Origin of the sequence: Embleya sp. NPDC005971 (assembly GCF_040629175.1) — a bacterium.
GTDB lineage: Bacteria > Actinomycetota > Actinomycetes > Streptomycetales > Streptomycetaceae > Embleya.
In genome coordinates this window covers 1-19,634 of record NZ_JBEXUX010000014.1, presented here as the reverse complement: position 1 = coordinate 19,634, position 19,634 = coordinate 1, and the positions used below count along the sequence as shown (strand labels likewise).

Below are 19,634 nucleotides of genomic sequence, written 5' to 3'. Positions count from 1 at the left end.
GCTACTCCCCCGGCCCGGACGGCTCGGACGGGGCGCCGGGGTCGACCGGGAGGGGTGGGCCGAAGCGGACGGGGACGCCGGGGGAGTACAACACGCTGTCCGGTGCGCCGCCGACCCCGGGCAGGCCCGCGGCCGCGACCAGGTCTTCGTCCAGGTGCAGCAACTCGGCGCGGCGCAGCGGCCAGCGCGGGTGTGCGTTGGGCAGGTAGAGGGTGCGGCCGGCGACTCGGGTGTGCAGGCCCCAGCGTGCGGTGAGGAAGTGTTCGAGCGGGCTCGGGTCGGTCACGGGTGCGCCGACGCGCACCTCGACCGTGCCGCCCCTGGGGACGCCCTCCGGGCGATGTCGCCGCGTCGTGTAGCGCACCCGGTCGCCGGTGTGCTCGATGCGCATCCTGGCCCACCGGTACGGGAGTCGCAGCGTGGCCCGGGCGGTCAGCACCGGCAGCAGGCGGGCCGCCTCCAGCGAGCGGAACACCACGCCGCGCCGGCCGGCCCCGTCCACCGAGTACAGCCGCACGTTGGTCTCCGGGAAAGTGCCGAGCCACGGCACGCCCGGTAGCCGCAGGAAGGCGACGCCCACCATCCGGAACGGCACCAGGCCGACGTAGGTGACGCCGTCCAGGACGTCCGGCCGGGTGCCCGCCGGGAGCAGTGGGGCGACCGCGGCGGGCGGCACGGCCCAGTGCAGGAAGGTGAGTTCGCTCCAGCGCTGGGTGAGCAGCACGTGCGAAATGCCGCGCGGGGACAACGGTGTGACGGTTTCGGTGCTCATCCGGTCATGGTGTCCCATCCCGCACGGCGGCGCGTCCGTTCCCGGGCTCGGTCGTTCGGGCCCGGGGACCGGGCGGGGCTGTGCGGGGTCCCGCGGGGTTGCGGGTCCGGGGCGGGCGAGCCGGTGTCTGGGCGGTGATCAGGGCCTCGCCGACGGGTGAGCGGTAGTACAGGACCGAGCGGCCGGAGCGGCGGCGCAGGACCAGGTTGGCGTCCAGCAGGATCTTGAGGTGGCGGCCGACCGAGCCGAGGCCCTGGCCGGTCAGCGCGACCAGTTGGGTGGTGCTCTTGGGGGTGTCCAGGCGGATCAACACGCCGGCCCGGGCCGGGCCGAGGAGGCGGGCCAGCGGGTCGGGGCCGGCCGGGCGGTGCGCGTCGGCCAGGGTGCCCGAGCAGGGGTAGACCACCGCGTAGTGCCGCTCCCCCGCCCAGGCCACCCAGCCGCGTCCGAGCGTGACCGGCACGAACGACAGTCGGGCACCGCCGAGTTCGCGCGGCGGGTAGTCGTAGGTGTTGATCCGCAGTCGGCTCGCGCCCAGCCAGCGCATGCCCGGACGCAGGTCGTCCAGGGCCGCCGCCCAGCCGCCCCGGCCGAGTTGACCGGTGCGGGCGACGATGTCGGCCTCGATGATCCGCCGCCGCCGCGGCCAGTCCGGTCGGACCACCCGGGTCCACACCCAGTCCAGGATGTCCGCGGCGCGCGGGCCGAGTTCGGGGCCGTCCAGCGCGGCGGGCAGTGGACCGCCCATCGACACCTCCAGGTCGGCCCGGGCGTCCGGGTCCGACGTGGCCCGGATACCGGCCAGTTCCGCCGCGAAGGCCGCTTCGCCGGTCGCCGGCGGGGGTGTGAGGAAGTCCGCGTTCCAACTGCCGCCGAAGCCGATCCGCAGCAGCAGTGCGGTGATCGGGTCCTCGGCCAGCCGGGCCCGGTAGGCGGGCAGGTGTGCGTCCAGCCAGATCCCCTCGCCGGGATGCGCGGCCGTACCGCGTTGCAGCGTCTTGAGCGTCGCGGTGACCTCGGCCAGCGGCGAGACCGCGAATCGGCTGCCGGCCAGGGTGTCCGCGTCGATCTGCCACCACCCCATGGTTTCGCCTCCCGGCGAAACAGTAACGCCCGCGCCCTGCCGGGCTCGAAGCTCTGGCCATGCGCACCTACCGAGAGCTCTTCCGCGCGCCGGAGTACACCCCGCTGTTCGCCGCGTCCTCCGCGCAACTGGCCGCAACCAACGTCGCCGGACTGGCGTTGGGCACCCTCGTCTACGACCGGACCGGTTCGCCGCTGCTGGCCGCGCTGGGCATGTTCGGCGGTTCGCTCGCGCAGGTGATCGGGGCGACCGCGCTGATGTCGGCGGCGGACCGGTTGCCGCCGCGGGCCGCGATGACGGTGATCGGGTTGATCTTCGCCGCGGGCACCGCCGCGGTGGCGATCCCGGGGCTGCCGCTGTGGGCGCTGTTCGCGATCGTGCTGGGCGAGGGCGCGGTGGCCGCGGTGGGCGGCGGCGTGCGCTACGGGTTGCTCAACGAGATCCTGCCCAGGAGCGGTTTCCTGCTCGGGCGGTCCGTGCTCAACATGAGCAACGGGGTGCTCCAGATCGTCGGCTTCTCGCTCGGCGCCGTGCTGGTCACCGTGTTGTCCGCGCGCGGCACGCTCCTGGTGGCCGCCGGGTTGTACCTGCTCGCGGCGATCGTGGCCCGATTCGGCCTGGCCCGGCGGGCGCCGCGGGCGGCCGGTCGGCCGTCGGTCGCCGAGACCTGGCGCAACAACACGGTGTTGTGGTCGGTCAAGCCGCGCCGCTACATCTATCTCGCGCTGTGGGTGCCCAACGGTCTGATCGTCGGCTGCGAGTCGTTGTTCATCCCGCTCGCGCCGGACCACGCGGGGCTGCTCTTCGCGTTCGCGGCCGTGGGCATGCTCGCCGGGGACGTGGTGGGCGGGCGGTTCGTGCCCGCGCCGTGGCGACGCCGGCTCGGGGCGCCGATGTTGCTGCTCCTGGCCACGCCGTACCTGTTGTTCGCGGTGCATCCGCCGCTGCCGTTCGCGCTGGGTGTGGTCGCGGTGGCGTCGATCGGCTATTCGGCGACGTTGTTGTTCCAGGAGCGGTTGATGGCGATGACGCCGGACGAGCTGAGCGGGCAGGCGCTGGGGCTGCACTCGTCGGGGATGGTCGCGATGCAGGGCATCGGCGCGTCGATCGCGGGCGGAATCGCCCAGGTCACCTCGCCGACGACGGCGATCACGGTGCTGGCCGCGGCGTCCGTCGCGGTCACCCTGACCCTGGCGGCGGGGCTGCGGGCGCACCCGGCACCGGTGCTTCGGGAGGCGTGAGCGGGGGTGCGAAGCCCCGGTCGGGTTGGGATCGGGTCGGGAGTGGGCGCTCCGGGCGATGTCGGTGCCGTTCGAGAGGATGTGCGCATGACCGACACCCCGGCGCCGGCCGCCGTTCTCGCCGACTTCGACGCGTACACCCAGGCCGTCGAGGCCGTGACCGCCGCCGCGCGGGCCTACTACGGCGGCGCCGACTCGACCGTGGACGACGACACGTACGACCGGTTGTTGCGCGGGATCGGCGCGTACGAGCAGGAGCACCCGGACCGGGTGCTCGCCGAATCGCCGGTCGGCAAGGTCGCGGCCGGCGCGCTGCCGGGCGGGGACGTGCCGCACACGGTGCCGATGCTCAGCCTGGACAACGTGTTCGACCCCGAGGGGCTCGCCGCGTGGGCCGCGTCGCTGGAGCGCCGGATCAAGCGGCCGGTCGCGGCGCTGACGGTGGAGCCGAAGATGGACGGCCTGGCGGTGGCGGTGCGCTACCGCGACGGCCGACTGGACCGGCTGGTCACTCGCGGTGACGGCATCGCCGGCGAGGATGTCTCGCACGCGATCGGCACCATCGTCGGCCTGCCGGAGCGGTTGAGCGAGCCGGTGTCGATCGAGGTGCGTGGCGAAGTCCTGCTGACGGCAGAGCAGTTCGAGACGGCCAACGAGATCCGCCGGGAGCACGGCGCGAGCGTGTTCGCCAACCCGCGTGGTGGTGCGGCCGGCACGCTGCGGGCCAAGGATCGGCCGTATGTGATCCCGATGACCTTCTTCGGCTATGTCGCGCTGCCCCTGGCAGACGACGAGAGCACGTTCGCCGAGGAGTTGCGGACGGCCGACCACTCCGCGGTGATGGCCCGGGTCGAGGCGCTCGGCGTGCTCACCACCGGGCGCACCTCGGCACGGCTGCGGGTGTGTACGAGCATCGAGGAGGTGCAGGCCGCGGTCGACGAGATCGCCGCGGCGCGGGCCGAATTGCCGTTCGGCATCGACGGCGTGGTGATCAAGGCCGACGCGGCGCTCGACCAGGCCGACGCGGGCAGCGGAACCCGCGCGCCGCGCTGGGCGATCGCGTACAAGCTGGCCGCCGTGCACAAGATCACCCGACTCACCGGCGTGGACTGGGCGGTGGGCCGCACCGGCGTGATCGCGCCGCGCGCGATCCTGGACCCGGTGGAGATCGACGGCAGCATCGTCGGCTTCGCCACACTGCACAACCCGGCCGACATCGAGCGGCGCGGGCTGATGATCGGCGATCAGGTCAGCGTCTACAAGGCCGGCGACATCATCCCGCGCGTCGAGGCGCCGCTGGTGCACCTGCGCACCGGCGCCGAGACGCCGATCGAGTTTCCGACCGAATGCCCGCAGTGCGGCGGCGAGTTGGACACCAGCCAGCAGCGTTGGCGGTGCACGCAGGGCCGCGCGTGTGGTCTCCAGGCCGGGATCCTGTACGCGGTGGGCCGCGACCAACTCGACATCGAGGGCATCGGCGGCCGGATCGTCGCCCAGTTGATCGCCGCCGGCGCGGTCACCGACGTGGCCGACCTGTTCACGCTCACCCGCGAGCAGTTCCTGGCCCTGGACCGGGTGGACAAGATCGCCGACCGGCTGCTGGCAGGCATCGAGGAAGCCCGGGCGAAGCCGCTCAGTCGGGTGTTGTGCGCGCTCGGCGTACGGCTGACCGGTCGGTCGATGTCCCGGCGGATCGCCCGGCACTTCGGCACGATGGAGGCGATCCGCGCGGCGGACGTGGAGGCGATGGCACAGGTCGAGGGCATCGGCCCCGGCAAGGCGGCCGTGATCGTCGCCGAGTTGGTCGAACTGGGCGAGGTGATCGACAAGTTGGTCGCGGCCGGGGTGAACATGAGCGAGCCGGGGGCGGGCGCGAGCGAGCCGGCCGGCGCCGCTGCCGCCGAGCAGGCGGGTGACGCGGCGGCGGTCGAGGCCGGCCCGCTGACCGGGAAGTCGGTGGTGGTCACCGGTTCGATGACCGGGAAACTCGCCGCGCTGTCCCGCAACGAGATGAACGAACTGATCGAGCGCGCGGGCGGCATCGCGTCCTCGGCCGTGTCCGCGAAGACCGCCCTGGTGGTCGCCGGCGAGAAGGCGGGGGCGAAGCGCGCGAAGGCGGAGAAGCTCGGGGTGCAAATCATGGATCCGGAGGAATTCGCGCTCCTGGTGGGCGCGTTGCTGCCCGGCTGAGTGGCGGGGTGCGGCCGGCGACCGGAGGCCGAACCGGTCGCCGGCCGCACCCACCCGGGAGGTGTCCGGACGATCCATAGCAGATCGACAATCGCCCCGAGAGGGAAACGGGCGATATCGGTGTGCGACGCGTCGGACGCTGGCATCGTCGCGTTCGGGAGCCGGTGGTGGTCGAGCAGGTCCGCAACATGCGGAAACCCCTTGGCCGCACCACCCTTCGACGACGAATGGAGTCCCCCATGGTCGAGGCACATCCCCCGCGAATACCGCTGCCGTTCGCTCTCGACCGCAATCCGCACGCGCCCGATGCGGAATGCCGGCTGCTGGACTGGGCGCGACGGCACCACCTGCTCGACCGTCCCGGCGCCGAGAGGCGGCTGCTCGGAGCCCGACTCGGTGACCTCGCCGCCTACACCCACCCCGATGCCGCACCCGATCTGCTGTGCCTGTACGCGCAGTTCATCGCCTGGCAGTTCCTCACCCACGACCGCTACGCCGAACCCGAGGAACACCCCGCGCACCCGGGCGAGCACCTGATCGACCAGATCGAGTCGGTCTTCCACACCGGCCGGGCGGAGTCGACCGCGGCGGCGATGGCGCACGCCCTCGCGGAGGTGCTGGGGCGGGTCTATCCGGCGATGAGCGCACAGTGGCGGGAGCGCTTCGTCACCGAGTCCGTACAGACGCTGCATCGGGTGGCCCACCCACCGGCGGGCGCGGTGCCCGCGGCCCGGGAACACGCGTGTGGCGTGGACGCGTACATCCGCTATCGGCGGCTGGCCGGGGGCCAGTTCCCGTGCCTGTTGCTCGACGAGTTCATCGCGGGCGGCGAGCTTCCGACGGCGATCCGGGACGGCGCGGCATACGACGACATCCGCAACGCCGAGGCGGACGTGGTGTCCTGGACCAGCGACTACTACGCGTCCCGGGACAGTGCCGGACCGGACTCGCCGGCCGACCTGGTCGGTGTGCTGGCGTACACCGAGCATGTCGGGCGCGAGCACGCGGAGGCGGCGGTGGCGATTCGGATCCAGGATCGGGTGGCCGACTTCATGACGGCCCGGCGCGCCCTCCAGGGCGGCCTCGGCGGTGCGGCCTCGACCGATCCGGACACCGAACTCCTGCTGCGGCGCTGCGTTTCGGCGATGCACCACCGGATGGCCGGCACGGAGGCGTGGGCATGGGAGAACGTCCGCAGCGTCGCCCGCCGCCCCGGGGCCGGCCGGGGACGCATCGTCGGGGGCGGGCTGCCCGTGCCGGAATACGTCGCGGACCTGCTCGACGTGCGCGGCCGGCCACGCGGTTGGGACGGCGGCGCCGCAGGCCATCGTTGGCCGTGATCGGCCCGATGGTCGGCCGATTCGACCTCGTCCGTCGGATGGGTGGGTGGGCGATCGGCCCGGGTCAGCCGGGCCGGGACGGGAAGAGGTCGAGGCGGTGGGCCAAGGCGGCGGCCTCGGTGCGGGAGCCGACGTCGAGTTTGGCCAGGATGTTGGAGACGTGGGCGCCGGCGGTCTTCGTCGCGATGAAGAGCCGTTCGGCGATCGGGCGATTGCCCAGGCCCTGGGCGACCAGCGCCAACACCTCGAACTCGCGCGCGGTCAGGCCGAGTCGGCCGCGCGCGTCGACCGATTCGGGTGCGGCGGGGCCCGGCTCCGGGGTCAGGTTCAACCGGCCGCGTCGGGCCAGTTGCTCGAACTGCACGCGCAGCGGGTGGGCGCCGAGTCGGTCGGCCAGCCGGTGGCCCTCGCGGGCGTACGCGGTGGCCGACTCCCGGTCGCCGGTCGTCAGGGCATCCGCCGCGCTGCCCAGGAGCGCGTCGGCGAGCGCGTACGGCTGCTCGATCGCCCGCCAGGCCGCGACCGCGTCGGCCCACGAGCCGAGGCCGGCCTCGGCCTCGAAGGTGCGGCGGTGCGCGTACTGGACCCGGCCCGACGTCGGCAGTTCGCGGCCGAGCGCGAGCAGTTCGGCCAGTCGCGCGTCGATCGCGGCGCGCCCGGCCGGATCGCGGACGGCCTGCGCGCGGCGAAGTCGTTGCACGCGCCACGCCACCACGAGCAGCGGCCACCCGTAGCGCCGGCTGCGGGTGAGGTCGTGCTCGGTCAACACGTGGTCGAGTACCCGGTGGGCCTCGGCCAGGTCGCCGCGCGCGTACCCGAGTCGGCAGGCCAGTACGTCCGGTTCCAGGCAGGTCTCCTGCGTATGCGGCGACCCCAGTGCGTCCCGGGCCTCACGCAGCGCGTCCGCCGCGACGTCGTGGGCGCCGCCGGCCGCCGCCGGTTCGGCCCGCACGACGCACAACCAGGCCCGATACACCGGCGGCGGATCCAGCGCGATGGCGTCGGTCAGGATCTCCACCGCCTCGCTCCAGTGGCCGAGCGCGACCAGCGGTTCGGCCAGGTTCGCGGCCAGCAGCGTGCCGCGCGAGCGGGCCAGGCCCAGGGTGCGCGCGGTGGCCATGCCGCGGCGGGCCACCTCGGCGGCGGCCCGATGTTCCCCCGCGGCCTGGAGCGCGTCGGCCTGCCCGGCGAGCGCGGCGAGCAGATCGTCGTCGCACCCCTCGGCGCGGGCGATCCGCGCGGCCTGCTCGTACAGCTCGACCGCCGCCGCCACCTGGCCCGTTCGCGCGGTCAGCATCGCCGACGTGGTCAACGCGCGGGCCCGCACCGAGCCGTCGGCGAGCGCCTCGCCGACCCGCAACGCGTCTCGGGCGTGCTCGCGCGCGACCTCGTCCCGGCCCCGGGCCGCGAGGGTGTCGGCGAGGGACGCGAGCAGCCGACCTCGGATCGGGCCGGGCCGGTCGCCGGATGTCAGGCGTAGCGCGCGTTCCAGGTCGGGCAGTGCGTCCCGGCCGGTGCGCGCGCGGGCGGCGGCTCGGCTCGCCAGGGCCCGCGCGGTTCGTTCGGGCTCCCGCGCGGGGTCCAAGTCGCGCAGGGCGGCGGTCAGGAGCTGCTCGGCCCGATCGGCCGCGCCGCCGTGCACGGCCGCGTCGGCGGCGAGTTCGAGCACCCCGATCCGGTCCGTGCCCAGTTCGCCGGCCGGATCCGGCACCGCGTCCCACAGGTCCAGGACACGTTCCGACATGGCCAGCCGCTCCGCGTAGGCGTAGGCCGTGCCGGCGGCGACCGCCGCGTGCCAGGCGGGCGCGAAGGCCCGGGCCCGGTCGCCGGCCGCGTACCGGTGCGCGGCGAGTTCGGCGGCGGCGCGGCCCTCGGGGGCCAACGCCGGTTCGGCGGCCAGTACCCGCGCGCACCGTGTGTGCAGCCGGATGCGCTCCCCGGGCAGCAGGTCGCCGTACACCGCGTCGCGAATCAGCGTGTGCCGGAAGGCGTATCCGTCGCCGGTGGCGATCAGCAGGCGCGCGTCGATCACCGGGCGCAGCGCGTCCTCCAGCGCGACCTCGTCGAACTCGGTGACCGTGCGCAGGAGCGCGTGACCGAGCGCGCTGCCGGCGACGGCGGCGGCACGCAACACCCGCCGACCCGGGTCCGGGATCGAGCGCACCTCCGCCAGCAGCAACTCCTTTAGCGGGGCCGGGGTTTGCGCGTCGGTACCGGCGAGGGCCTCGACGAACAGCGGGTTGCCCTCGCTGCGGCGGAACACCCGTTCCAGATGCCGGGGGTCGGGCACCCGGCCGATCAGGTCGGCGAGTTGGCGGGCCACGTCGGCACGGGCGAGCGGGGCCAGGTCGAGGGTCTCGGTGTTGGCGAGGCGGGCGAGCAGCGCGGGGAGCGCGGCGAACGGCGCGTCGGCGTGCGGGGCGAGCGGACGGTGGGTGCCCAGGAGGAGTACGCCGGGCTGGTCGAGATTGCGGGCCAGGAACGCGAGCAGCTCACAGGTGGACCGATCGGCCCAGTGCAGGTCTTCCAGAACGAGCAGCAACGGCCGCCCCTCGGCGGCGCGTTCGAGCAGGATCAGCACCTCCTCGAAAAGCCGGGCCCGACCGAGATCGGGGTCGACCTCGGGGGTCGGCTCGCCCAACTCGGGCAACAACCGGGCCAGTCCGCGTCGGCCGCCGGACGGGAGCAGCGCGGCGGCGGCCGACGTGCCGAGATCACGGGTCAACCTGCGCAGCACGGTCACGAAGGGGCCGAAGGGCAGGTTGTCCGGCCCCATGTCGAGGCAGCCGCCGCGCAACACCCGGGCCCGGGACGACCCGAGGCCGGCGGCGAACTCCGCGACCAGCCGCGACTTGCCCAGCCCCGCGTCCCCGCGCACGAGCAGCATCCCGGCGCCTTCCGCGCCCACCCGCAGCCAGGCCCGCGCCAGCACGGCCGACTCCCGCTCGCGCCCGACCAGCGCCGCCGCACACCCCTCGTCCGTGTCCACGGGGCAAGCATGGCAGCCCCGCGTGGGCGGCCCGGGGGCGGACGCACCACGAAGCGCACGCGTCGACTCGGGGCGGGGACGGGGTGGTCGGGCGGCGATATGGGGAGGTCGGCCGGGGCTGATCGGGGAGTTTGCCCGATGTGCGGCGGGCCGCCGGCAGGCGAGGGTGGGCGGTGTTCGAACGGGTCGATTCCGGGAGGGGTTTGCATGGATGCGGGGTCGCGGGTGTCGGTCGACGGTGGGGTGGCGCGGGGGATTCTCGGGCGCTCGATGGTGGCGACCATCGTCACCGCGTGCGGTGCGATGGCGAGTTTCTACCTGTTGTTGTCGGTGGTCCCGTTGTACGTGGCACAGGGCTCGCCCGGTTCGGCCGGGGCGGCCGGTCTGGTCACCGGCGCGCTGATGGCGTCCACCGTGGCGGCCGAACTCGCGGTGCCGGCGCTGCTGGCCCGGTTCGGGTATCGCACGGTGTTCGTGCTCGGGCTGTTGTTGCTGGGGTTGCCGACGATGGCCCTGGCGGTGTCCGCGTCGTTGCCCCTGGTGGTCGGGGTCTGTGTGTTGCGTGGTGGTGGGCTCGGCATCCTGATGGTGGTGGGTACCGCGTTGGCGGCGGAGTTGGTGCCGCCGGAACGACGGGGCGAGGGCCTGGGGCTGTATGGCGCGGCGGTCGGCGTGCCCGCGATCCTGGGTCTGCCGGCGGGGCTGTGGCTGAGCGAACACTTGGGCTACACCTGGGTGTTCGCGTTGGCGACGGTGTTGTCACTGGCTGCGGTGGGCAGTGCCCTCGCGTTGCCGACGCATCGGCCGGCGGTCTCGACGGCGCGGGGCGGGGTGTTGGGCGGCCTGCGGATCGGCGGCTTGGCCCGGCCGGCGATCACCTTCGCGGCGTGCACGTTCGCGGCGGGGGTGATCGTGACCTTCCTGCCGTTGGCGGCCTCGTCACGGGAGTTGCCGTTGATCACGGCGGCGCTGTTGGTGCAGTCCGGGGCCACCCCGATGGCGCGCTGGTGGGCCGGGTGGTTCGGCGATCGGCACGGGCACGCGCGGCTGTTCGCGCCCTCGATCGCGGCCACCGCGCTGGGCACCGCGTTGTTGGCCCGTCCGGGCGCACCGGTCGCCGTCCTGGTCGGCGCGGCGGTGTTCGGGTCGGGTTTCGGCGTGGCGCAGAACGTGACCCAGTCGCTGATGTTCGCGCGCGTCCCGGAACGCGAGTTCGGCCGGGTCAGCGCGCTGTGGAACCTCGCGTTCGACGCGGGCATGGGGATCGGCGCGGTCGGCTTCGGCGTGCTGATCGGCGCGGCGGGCTACCCGGTGGGCTTCCTGGGCACCGCCGCCCTCGTCCTGGCCGGTCTGGTCCTGGTCGCGGTGGACCGGCGCGGTCCCGCCGACGCCCCGCGACCGTCGCCCGCGCCGTGTCCCCCGGCGTGCGGTGTGGGACAGGGGCGCGAGTCGGGGGACACCGGCGCGTAACGCCGCCGGTGTCGGGTAGTGTTGCCGCCGCGCCCAACCCTGGGCGGACCGGGTTCGAATTCGAGGAGGTGGCACCGATTACCGCTGTTTCAGGTCGGGTGCTCTCCTTCCACGACCGTGCGGTCCACTTGGCATAGGTGAGTCCGCGAGAGCACCCTTCGGCATCCGAAAGGCTCTCATGTCGATTCCCGCATTGCCCGGCCGCACCTCCGCGATCGTCGCCAGGCTTCGTACCGCCGGTTGTGTGTTCGCCGAGGACGAGGCCGAACTGCTCGTCGCCGGCGCGACCGACCCGGCCGAACTCACCGTCATGGTGGATCGCCGCGTCGCCGGTCTGCCCCTGGAACACGTGCTCGGTTGGGCCGAGTTCCGCGGTCTGCGGATCGCCGTCGACCCCGGGGTGTTCGTCCCGCGGCGGCGCACGGAGTTCCTGGTCGGGCAGGCCGTCGCGGCGGCGCGTCCCGGAGCCGTCGTGGTCGACCTGTGCTGCGGCTCGGGCGCGCTGGGCGCGGCCCTGGTCGCCGAGGTGGACCGGGTCGAGTTGTACGCCGCCGACATCGACCCGGCGGCGGTGCGCTGCGCGCGGCGCAACATCGCCGCCGACCGGGTCTTCGAGGGCGACCTCTTCGCACCGCTGCCCGCATCGTTGCGCGGGCGGATCGACGTACTGGTCGCCAACACGCCCTACGTGCCGACCGAGGAGCTGCAACTGCTGCCCTCGGAGGCCCGGATCCACGAACCCCGGGTGGCCCTCGACGGCGGCGCCGACGGGTTGGACATCCAGCGCCGGGTCACCGCGGCGGCGCCGCACTGGCTCGCCCCCGGCGGCCGACTGCTGGTCGAGACGAGCGAGCGCCAGGCACCGCAGGCGATGGCGGTCTTTCGCGACGCGGGTCTGCTTCCGCAGGTCGTCGAGTCCGAGGAGTGGTACGCCACCGTGGTGATCGGCACCCGGCCCATCGCCTAGTCCGCGCGGCCGGGAACCGGGGGCGTAGCTCTCCCCGCTCCCGGCCGCACCGTCCGCCGTCGACGTCGCCGGTTCACTCCGGGTCGTCGAGCGGGCAGTCCATGCCGGTGTCGATCTCCTCGACCTCCGCGTCGGCGTCCGCGTGCTCCCCCGCCGCAGCCGCCCGCGCGCTCGCGCAGACCACGCCCAGGCCGTCCTGGATCGCGCGCCCGATCTCGGCCAGCGCGGCCACCTGGGCCGGGGTCAGCACCCGGAACAGGTACTGCCGCACCGTGGCCGCGTGGGTCGGCTCGGCCGCCCCCAGCGCGGCCAGGCCCTCGTCGGTCAGATGCGCGACCCAGCCCCGGCGGTCCCCCTCGACCGGGCGACGGGAGACCCAGCCGGACTTCTCCAGCGCGGTCACCGCGTGGGAGACCCGGCTGGTCGAGGACAACGACGCGGCGGCCAGGTCGCTCATCCGCATCCGCCGATCCGGCGACTCGGCGAGCAGGCCCAGGATCTCGAAGTACGTCATCGGCATGCCCGTCTCGCGGCGCATCCGCCGGTCCAGATGGGCCGCGAGTTCCCTGGTCCCGGTGAAGTACGACCGCCAGATCTCTTGCTCGGAGGCGGTCAGCGGAGCGTCGTCGTTCATGACGCCAGCATAAGGGTTGTTGAAGGATCAACTTGTAGGTGCTATGTTTCTGAGCGTTCAACAACCACCGGGCACCCCACCGCACGGCATACCGCCGCACACCACTGCGCACCCACCCAAGGAGCTCCCCATGACCACCTCCGTCGAGACCATCCCCGGCTACGTCGCAGGCGCCTGGACCATCGACCAGGTCCACTCGGACGTCTCGTTCTCCGTTCGTCACCTGGGCGTGGCCAAGGTCCGCGGTCGCTTCGACGACTTCGCCGGCTCGATCGTCACCGCCGAGAACCCGCTCGAGTCCTCGGTCACCGCCACCATCGAGACCGCCTCGGTCAACAGCAACAACAAGATGCGCGACGACCACATCCGCAACGAGGACTTCCTCGACACGGACACGTTCCCGCAGCTCACCTTCGTATCCACCGGCATCCGCGCCGAGTCCTCGGTGGTCTACCTGGTCGACGGCGACCTCACGCTGCGCGGCGTGACCAAGCAGGTCACCCTCGAACTCGAACTCAACGGCTTCGGCACCGGCTTCGACGGCAGCCCGGTCGCGGGCTTCACCGCCACCACCGAGATCAGCCGCGGCGACTTCGGCGTCACCGGCGGCCCGGCCGGCGCGGCGGTCGGCGACAAGATCACCATCGTCCTGGAGATCGAGGCCAAGCAGGCGTGACCCCCGCGTGCGCCCCGGCTCCGGTCCGCCGACGCCCCGACTCCGGTCGGACGTCGGCGGACCGTTGCGTTGTCGGGGTCCGCCCACACGCTTCGGAGTGCCGCGCGAGACCGGTTGACCTCAAGTTTCCTTGAAGTTCCATACTCCTCTCCAGGGGGCGCTCGGTCCTCGGCAACAACCTCTGGCAACGGGAGAGTTCCAATGAGCACCGAATCGGCCGACCTCGCCGCCATCCAACTACTCGTCGCGGATGCCGTGCGGCTCCAGAACGACGTCGACACGTTCATCCCGCTGCACACCGCACACGTGAACATCGTCAACTTCGGCGGCCGGCGGGTCTCGGGCCGGGACACGCTGACCGAGGCGATGCGCGGGGCGATGGCCTCGCCGCTGGCCGATGTGGCCACCACCGCCGAGATCCAGGACGTGCACTTCGTGCGCCCGGACGTGGCGATCGTGGCGTGCCTCAAGCGGGTCTTCGACCGGCGCGAGGATGTCGACCGCGAGGATTCGGCGACCCCCGCCCTGCCCGCGTCCTCCGGGCAACTCACCTATGTCATGGTCAAGGAGGACGACGGCTGGCGCATCGCGTCGGCCCAGACGACGCCGATCCTGAGCTGAGGAACCCCGATGGCATCCACCGAGGACATCGTTCGACTGGTCCGCGACACGCTCGGCGCGGAGCAGATCGTCGGCGCCTACCTGCACGGCTCCGCGGTGCTCGGTGGACTGCGGCCACGCAGTGACGTGGACGTGCTGGTCGTCGTCCGCCGGGCCACCACGGCCGTGCGGCGACGGGCACTGGTCGAGGGCCTGCTCGCGATCTCCGGCGAGCGGGCCCTCGGCGGCCCCGCCCGGCCCGTGGAGTTGACCGTGGTCGTGCAATCCGAGGTCCGGCCGTGGCGCTATCCGCCGCGCTGCGAGTTCCAATACGGCGAATGGCTGCGCACCGAGTACGAGCGCGGCACGACGCCGGCACCGGAGCCGAGCCCGGACCTGGCACCGCTGCTCACGATGGTGTTGCTCGGCCGGGCCGCTCTGGTGGGACCGCCGCCGGACGAGGTGCTCGACCCGGTCCCGCACGCGGACCTGCGGCGCGCGATCGTGGCCGGCGTACCGGAGTTGCTCGCCGAGGCGGAGACCGACACCCGCAACGTGCTGCTCACCCTGGCACGGATCCGGACGACGCTGGAGACCGGGACGATCCACTCCAAGGACGCCGCGGCCGATTGGGTGCTCGCACGGCTGCCGGTCGAGCATCGGCCCGTGCTCGCTCGCGCGCGGGCCGGCTATCTCGGCGCCGAGGACGAGGACTGGCAGGAGTGGTTGCCGCAGGTACGGGCGCACACCGCGTACGCCGCGACGGCGATCGCGCGGTCGGCCGCGCGCGAGGGCCATGACCTCGGGCAGTAGGCTCGGGCGATCCCGCTCGAACGGGTGAGCGGGTACGGTCGGCCACGAAGGGCGGAACACGTGTCGAAGGCGAGCTTCTCCGGGGTCCATCACGTCGCGCTGAACGTCCGCGACCTGGACGCGTCGATCCGGTGGTACTCCGAAGTCCTGGATTTCGTACCGGTGTTCCCGTGGGACACGGACGACTTCGACCGGCGGATCATGCGCCACCCCGGCGGTGTGGTGGTCGCGCTCACCCGGCACCGGCACGCCGACGCCGGCGCGGCGTTCAACGAACGCACGACCGGCCTCGACCACCTGGCCTTCACGGTGGACACCCGCGCCGAGCTGGAGGCGTGGGAGGCCCGGCTGACCGAGGCCGGCGTCACCCACTCGGGAATCCGGGTCACCCCCTCGACCGGCTTCACCCTGATCGCCTTCCGCGACCCGAACGACATCCAGTTGGAGATGTACCTCGCGTAGCCCCCGGGAGTAGCGCGGGCGCGGCTGGGGTGCGGGCGCGGTCCGGGGCCGGTGTGGTCAGTCGGTCGGTGTGTCCGTCGCCTGCTCGGCCGCCGGCTCGGCTGCGTGGTCGGCCGCCGGCTCCGTCCCGGGCCCGGTGGGTGCGTCGGGAGCCAGGTGGCGGGCGAAGAAGGTCTCGATGCGTTGCCACGCGTCGGCGGCGGCGACCGGTTCGGGGCCGATGCCCAGGATGCGGCGCAGCACCGGGCGCAGCAGCGGCGCCGCGTTGTCGGCCTCGTTGAGGAACGAGTGGCCCGCGTCCGGATACAGCTCGACGTCGTGCTCGACGCCGGCGCGACGCAGCGCCGCCTCCAGCTTGACGGCGGCGCCGCCGAAGGCCTTGTCCCGGCCGCCGTACGAGGCGACGATCGGGCACGCGCCGCGCAGCGCGACGTCCGGATCGCGGGGCAACTGGGCGTAGTTGGCCGCCGCCACGTCATAGGTGCCCTGCCCGGCGAGCACCAGCGCGAAGCCGCCGCCCATGCAGAAGCCGATCACCCCGATCCGGCCGGTGCACTCCGTCGCGGCCGACAACCACTGCCGGGCCGCCTCGATGTCGGCGTACGGCCGACCGCGCCCGGTCGATACCGCGCGCATCATCGAGATCAGGCATCGGTTCGGGCTGCGACCGTGATAGAGGTCCGGCATCAGCGCCAGGTAGCCGGTCTCGGCCATCCGGTCCGCGTGCCGGCGGTTGACCGCGTCCGGGCCCGTGCCCTCGTACAGGACGACCACACCCGGCCACGGGCCCTTGCCCTTCGGGCGGGCGAGATAGCCGGTGAGTCCCCGGCCGGTCTCGTCACGAAGCAACATCGCCGACAGATCAACGGTTTCGCCCATGGCGACGACCGTAGGCGATGCCGGCGTGCCGCGGCAGAGGCTTTCCCGTCACGCCACCCACGCGTGGTGTCGGCGTCGGTGGAGCCGGCGGGTCGGCGATCGACGCCCCGGCTCAACCCGCCGTGGACGCGGTCTCGGGCGCCGTCTTCGCCGCCGCCCCCGCAGCGGACGCGTTCGCGCGCGGTGCTCGGATGCCGAGCACCGCGCAGGCCGCCGCCACCGACGGGGCGACCAACGGCCGCAGGTCCTCGTACCCCTCCAGCGCCGCCAGCGGAACGGTCAGCGCCGCCAACGCCGCGATCGCGCGCACATCGCCGGCCGAGTCGTGCGCGCTCCCACGGGCCAGCGCCTGCTGGGTGCGCTGTCGACACACCATCACCCGCTCGCCCAGCACCGGCTGGGTCTTGAAGGTCCGGTCGAACATGAGGATGATCAGCCGGCGGCGATCGGCCGCGTACAACTCGCCCATCGCGAGCAACAACTCGCGGGTGGCCGCAGGCGAGAAGGACTGGCCCTCGGCCCGGTCCAGGATCGCCTCCAGCTCGACGATGGCCGGCTCGACCAGGTCGGCGAGGATCTCTTCCTTGGTCCGGAAGTAGTAGTACAGGGCCGCCTTGGTCACGCCCATCGTGTCGGCGATGTCCTGGAGCGTGGTGGCGCCGTAGGTCTTCTCTGCGAACAGGGTCGACGCGGTCTCGCGGACCCTGCGCCGGGTGTCGCCTCGTTGGCCGGTCACGTGCGACTCCTTCCCCACTGCAGGCGCTGCGTGTGCCGTCCGACGCCTATATCTACTGTACGGCCAGTAGAAAGTACGCCCTACGTAGTACGTGTGTCCACACCTTCGGAAGGACATACGTGGGGCTTGCGGCCCGGCATAATTTCTACTGTCCGGCTAGTAGAACAGCTCGGCCGTTCGGGCATGTGACCAGCTCACAACTGCCATACCTCTGCTTGCGCCTGCCCATACCCGACCGCCCCCACCCATTTCGGATCCCACCCGGTGCCGGCGACACGTGTCGCCCCGGGGCGATCCCGCACGTCCTGCCCTCACGTCCCGACTCGCACGAGCCTGGAGACTCCTTCATGGCCACATTCCTGTACCGACTCGGTCGGGCCGCCTTCCGGCGGCGACGCCTGGTCGTCCTGCTCTGGGTGGCGATCCTCGCCCTGGTCGGATTCGGCGCCTCGACGGCGTCCTCCCCGGCTGCCAAACCCTTCTCGGTTCCCGGCATCGAGGCGCAGAAGGCCGTCGACCTGCTGGAGGCCCGCACGCCCGAGGCCGCCGCCGGCGGTGCCAGCGCGCGGATCGTCTTCCGCGCGCCCGCCGGCCAGCAGATCGACTCCGCCAAGAACAAGGCGGCCGTCCTACAGGTGGTCGGCGCGCTCAAGGGCACCGACCAGGTGGCCAGTGCCGCCGACCCGTTCGAGGCGGGCACGGTCAGCAAGGACCACACCACCGCGTATGCGGCCGTGGCCTACCAGGACCCGGCCGACACGCTGCACGACAAGACCCGCGACACGCTCACGCACGCGGCCCAGCAGGGACGCGCGGCCGGCCTGACCGTCGAGGTCGGCGGCGACGCGCTCCAGGACGATTCCGGCCCGGGCAACGGCGAGATCGTCGGCGTCCTGATCGCGGCCGTGGTCCTGGCGATCACCTTCGGCGCGATGATCGCGGCGGGTCTGCCGCTGCTCACCGCGCTGCTGGGGGTCGCGGTCGGCGTCGGCAGCATCACCGCCCTCGCGGGTGTGTTCGACCTCTCCCCCACCACCTCGACCCTGGCGATGATGCTCGGCCTGGCGGTCGGCATCGACTACGCGCTGTTCGTGGTCTCGCGCTATCGCAGCGAGTTGACCCTGGGCCGCGAACCCGAGGACGCCGCCGGCCGGGCGGTGGGCACCGCAGGTTCGGCGGTGGTCTTCGCCGGCCTCACCGTGGTGGTCGCGCTGGCCGGTCTGGCCGTGGTCAACATCCCGATGTTGACCGAGATGGGCCTGGCCGCGGCCGGCACCGTCGCGGTCGCGGTACTGGTCGCACTGACCTTCGTGCCGGCCATCCTGGGCTTCGCGGGCAAGCGCATATTCGGCCGCAAGGACCGCAAGCGCTTCGCCCAGCGCGACGCCGAGATCGCCGCCGGCGGCACCGGCCACCGACGGGGCTCGGAGAAGCCGAACATGGGCACCCGGTGGGCGCGGTTCGTGCTGCGCCGTCCGGTCAAGGTGCTGGTGGTCGCGGTACTGGGTCTGGGCGCGCTGGCGCTGCCCGCCGCGAGCATGGAGCTGGGCCTGCCGGACGACAGCGTGAAGTCGACCGACACCACCCAGCGTCGTGGCTACGACCTGCTGACCGAGAGCTTCGGCCCCGGCTTCAACGGGCCGCTCCTGGTCGTGGTGGACGCCGCGAAGAACAACAACGGCAGGGCCGCGGCGGCCGAGGTCACCAACGCGCTGGGCAAGGTCAAGGGCATCGCCTCGATCGCTCCCGCCACCTTCAACAAGGCGGAGAACACGGCGATCATCGAGATCACGCCGAGTTCGAAGCCGAGCAGCAACGCCACCAAGGACCTGGTGCACGCGATCCGCGCCACGGCGGACCAGACCAAGGCCCGCACCGGTGCCGAGACGCTGGTCGGCGGCGGTCCGGCGCTGAACATCGACTTCTCGCAGCGTCTGAACGACGCGCTGCTGCCGTACCTGGCGCTGGTCGTCGGCCTCGCGATCCTGCTGCTGATGGCGGTGTTCCGGTCGGTCCTGGTGCCGCTCAAGGCGGCCGGCGGCTTCCTGCTCTCGGTGGTCGCCTCGCTCGGCGCGGTGGTCGCGGTGTTCCAGTGGGGCTGGTTCGGCAGCCTGATCGGGGTGGACCAGACCGGGCCGATCATGAGCATGATGCCGATCTTCCTGGTGGGCATCGTGTTCGGACTCGCGATGGACTACGAGGTCTTCCTGGTCACCGGGATGCGCGAGGCGTACGTGCACGGCGAGAGCCCGAGGCAGGCCGTGGTCAGCGGGTTCAAGCACGGTGCGCGGGTGGTCACGGCCGCCGCGTTGATCATGATCGGGGTGTTCGCCGGCTTCATCGGGGCGCCCGATTCGATGGTCAAGATGATCGGCTTCGGTCTCGCCTCCGCCGTCCTGTTCGACGCGTTCGTGGTCCGGATGACGATCGTGCCGGCCGTACTGGCGCTGCTCGGCAAGTCCGCGTGGTGGCTGCCGGCGTGGCTGAACAAGCTCATCCCGAACGTGGACGTCGAGGGCGAGGGGCTGCGCAAGTACCTGGGCGACGACGCCGCCGCCGCGAAGGCGCAGGCGAACCCGTTCGACCCGACGGACCGCGGTGGGCGCGACGTCGACCCGGATCGGGACGCGGTTCGCGTCTGATCGCAACGCACGACCGAGACGGGGTGTGCCCCGGGCGAAAGCCCGGCTCGCCGGGTGGATGGCATTCGATGCCTGCAAGACGGTGGACGAGCTGATCGCCGCGCTGCGCGCGGGAGTCGGGCGCTTCCATGTGGAGAGC

The 19,634-nt window shown here is 72.9% G+C and carries 16 protein-coding genes; 10 read left to right on the top strand and 6 right to left on the bottom strand.

The genetic code is table 11. The features are described from left to right. Position 1 precedes the first annotated feature (1 nt). On the bottom strand, positions 2-772 hold the full coding sequence (locus tag ABZ374_RS14835) for a DUF2071 domain-containing protein (RefSeq protein ID WP_360310790.1): 771 nt from the start codon (positions 770-772) through the stop codon (positions 2-4). A gap of 4 nt (positions 773-776) precedes the next feature. Next, positions 777-1,856: a winged helix-turn-helix domain-containing protein gene (locus tag ABZ374_RS14830; protein ID WP_360310788.1), complete on the bottom strand. Its 1,080-nt coding sequence runs from the start codon at positions 1,854-1,856 to the stop codon at positions 777-779. Between the two features lie 59 nt (positions 1,857-1,915). On the opposite strand from ABZ374_RS14830, the gene ABZ374_RS14825 reads away from it, so the two are divergent. From ABZ374_RS14825 to ABZ374_RS14815, 3 genes are all read left to right on the top strand, one after another. Beyond that, on the top strand, positions 1,916-3,097 hold the full coding sequence (locus tag ABZ374_RS14825; protein WP_360310786.1) for an MFS transporter: 1,182 nt from the start codon (positions 1,916-1,918) through the stop codon (positions 3,095-3,097). A gap of 87 nt (positions 3,098-3,184) precedes the next feature. Next, a complete protein-coding gene (gene ligA / locus ABZ374_RS14820; protein WP_360310784.1) occupies positions 3,185-5,287 on the top strand; it encodes an NAD-dependent DNA ligase LigA in 2,103 nt (700 codons plus the stop codon). 239 nt (positions 5,288-5,526) lie between these two features. Continuing rightward, positions 5,527-6,627 carry a hypothetical protein gene (locus ABZ374_RS14815; protein ID WP_360310782.1) on the top strand — a complete coding sequence of 367 codons (1,101 nt, stop codon included), beginning with the start codon at positions 5,527-5,529 and terminating at the stop codon, positions 6,625-6,627. 64 nt (positions 6,628-6,691) lie between these two features. On the opposite strand, the gene ABZ374_RS14810 is transcribed toward ABZ374_RS14815, so the two are convergent. Continuing rightward, complete coding sequence (locus ABZ374_RS14810; RefSeq protein WP_360310780.1) at positions 6,692-9,616, bottom strand: AAA family ATPase; 2,925 nt, start codon at positions 9,614-9,616, stop codon at positions 6,692-6,694. Positions 9,617-9,823: 207 nt separating this feature from the next. Between ABZ374_RS14810 and ABZ374_RS14805 the strand changes: the two genes are divergently transcribed. Then, positions 9,824-11,086 carry an MFS transporter gene (locus ABZ374_RS14805; RefSeq protein ID WP_360310778.1) on the top strand — a complete coding sequence of 421 codons (1,263 nt, stop codon included), beginning with the start codon at positions 9,824-9,826 and terminating at the stop codon, positions 11,084-11,086. Between the two features lie 178 nt (positions 11,087-11,264). After that, entirely contained in the window at positions 11,265-12,053 is a 789-nt protein-coding gene (locus ABZ374_RS14800; RefSeq protein ID WP_360310776.1) for a putative protein N(5)-glutamine methyltransferase, read from the top strand. Positions 12,054-12,126: 73 nt separating this feature from the next. On the opposite strand, the gene ABZ374_RS14795 is transcribed toward ABZ374_RS14800, so the two are convergent. Then, complete coding sequence (locus ABZ374_RS14795) at positions 12,127-12,687, bottom strand: MarR family transcriptional regulator (RefSeq protein WP_360310774.1); 561 nt, start codon at positions 12,685-12,687, stop codon at positions 12,127-12,129. A 130-nt stretch (positions 12,688-12,817) separates the two neighbouring features. Between ABZ374_RS14795 and ABZ374_RS14790 the strand changes: the two genes are divergently transcribed. The 4 genes from ABZ374_RS14790 to ABZ374_RS14775 all read left to right on the top strand — a co-directional run bounded on the left by ABZ374_RS14790 (position 12,818) and on the right by ABZ374_RS14775 (position 15,238). After that, positions 12,818-13,363 carry a YceI family protein gene (locus ABZ374_RS14790; RefSeq protein ID WP_360310772.1) on the top strand — a complete coding sequence of 182 codons (546 nt, stop codon included), beginning with the start codon at positions 12,818-12,820 and terminating at the stop codon, positions 13,361-13,363. A gap of 201 nt (positions 13,364-13,564) precedes the next feature. Further along, entirely contained in the window at positions 13,565-13,984 is a 420-nt protein-coding gene (locus ABZ374_RS14785; protein WP_360310770.1) for an SgcJ/EcaC family oxidoreductase, read from the top strand. Positions 13,985-13,993: 9 nt separating this feature from the next. After that, positions 13,994-14,776: an aminoglycoside adenylyltransferase family protein gene (locus ABZ374_RS14780; protein WP_360310768.1), complete on the top strand. Its 783-nt coding sequence runs from the start codon at positions 13,994-13,996 to the stop codon at positions 14,774-14,776. Between the two features lie 60 nt (positions 14,777-14,836). Beyond that, positions 14,837-15,238 (top strand): VOC family protein, encoded by a 402-nt coding sequence (locus tag ABZ374_RS14775; RefSeq protein WP_360310766.1) that lies wholly within the window; start codon positions 14,837-14,839, stop codon positions 15,236-15,238. A 57-nt stretch (positions 15,239-15,295) separates the two neighbouring features. On the opposite strand, the gene ABZ374_RS14770 is transcribed toward ABZ374_RS14775, so the two are convergent. After that, positions 15,296-16,117: a dienelactone hydrolase family protein gene (locus ABZ374_RS14770; protein WP_360310764.1), complete on the bottom strand. Its 822-nt coding sequence runs from the start codon at positions 16,115-16,117 to the stop codon at positions 15,296-15,298. A gap of 112 nt (positions 16,118-16,229) precedes the next feature. Next, the gene (locus ABZ374_RS14765) at positions 16,230-16,853 is read right to left on the bottom strand and encodes a TetR/AcrR family transcriptional regulator (RefSeq protein ID WP_360310762.1); all 624 of its coding nucleotides are present in this window, start codon (positions 16,851-16,853) and stop codon (positions 16,230-16,232) included. A 347-nt stretch (positions 16,854-17,200) separates the two neighbouring features. On the opposite strand from ABZ374_RS14765, the gene ABZ374_RS14760 reads away from it, so the two are divergent. After that, positions 17,201-19,495: an MMPL family transporter gene (locus ABZ374_RS14760; RefSeq protein WP_360310760.1), complete on the top strand. Its 2,295-nt coding sequence runs from the start codon at positions 17,201-17,203 to the stop codon at positions 19,493-19,495. Positions 19,496-19,634: the final 139 nt, after the last annotated feature.

Coding starts and splice junctions, on each gene's coding strand:
- ABZ374_RS14835 (WP_360310790.1), bottom strand. CDS start 772: ATGAGCACCGAAACCGTCACACCGTTGTCCCCGCGCGGCATTTCGCAC.
- ABZ374_RS14830 (WP_360310788.1), bottom strand. CDS start 1,856: ATGGGGTGGTGGCAGATCGACGCGGACACCCTGGCCGGCAGCCGATTC.
- ABZ374_RS14825 (WP_360310786.1), top strand. CDS start 1,916: ATGCGCACCTACCGAGAGCTCTTCCGCGCGCCGGAGTACACCCCGCTG.
- ligA (WP_360310784.1), top strand. CDS start 3,185: ATGACCGACACCCCGGCGCCGGCCGCCGTTCTCGCCGACTTCGACGCG.
- ABZ374_RS14815 (WP_360310782.1), top strand. CDS start 5,527: ATGGTCGAGGCACATCCCCCGCGAATACCGCTGCCGTTCGCTCTCGAC.
- ABZ374_RS14805 (WP_360310778.1), top strand. CDS start 9,824: ATGGATGCGGGGTCGCGGGTGTCGGTCGACGGTGGGGTGGCGCGGGGG.
- ABZ374_RS14800 (WP_360310776.1), top strand. CDS start 11,265: ATGTCGATTCCCGCATTGCCCGGCCGCACCTCCGCGATCGTCGCCAGG.
- ABZ374_RS14795 (WP_360310774.1), bottom strand. CDS start 12,687: ATGAACGACGACGCTCCGCTGACCGCCTCCGAGCAAGAGATCTGGCGG.
- ABZ374_RS14790 (WP_360310772.1), top strand. CDS start 12,818: ATGACCACCTCCGTCGAGACCATCCCCGGCTACGTCGCAGGCGCCTGG.
- ABZ374_RS14785 (WP_360310770.1), top strand. CDS start 13,565: ATGAGCACCGAATCGGCCGACCTCGCCGCCATCCAACTACTCGTCGCG.
- ABZ374_RS14780 (WP_360310768.1), top strand. CDS start 13,994: ATGGCATCCACCGAGGACATCGTTCGACTGGTCCGCGACACGCTCGGC.
- ABZ374_RS14770 (WP_360310764.1), bottom strand. CDS start 16,117: ATGGGCGAAACCGTTGATCTGTCGGCGATGTTGCTTCGTGACGAGACC.
- ABZ374_RS14760 (WP_360310760.1), top strand. CDS start 17,201: ATGGCCACATTCCTGTACCGACTCGGTCGGGCCGCCTTCCGGCGGCGA.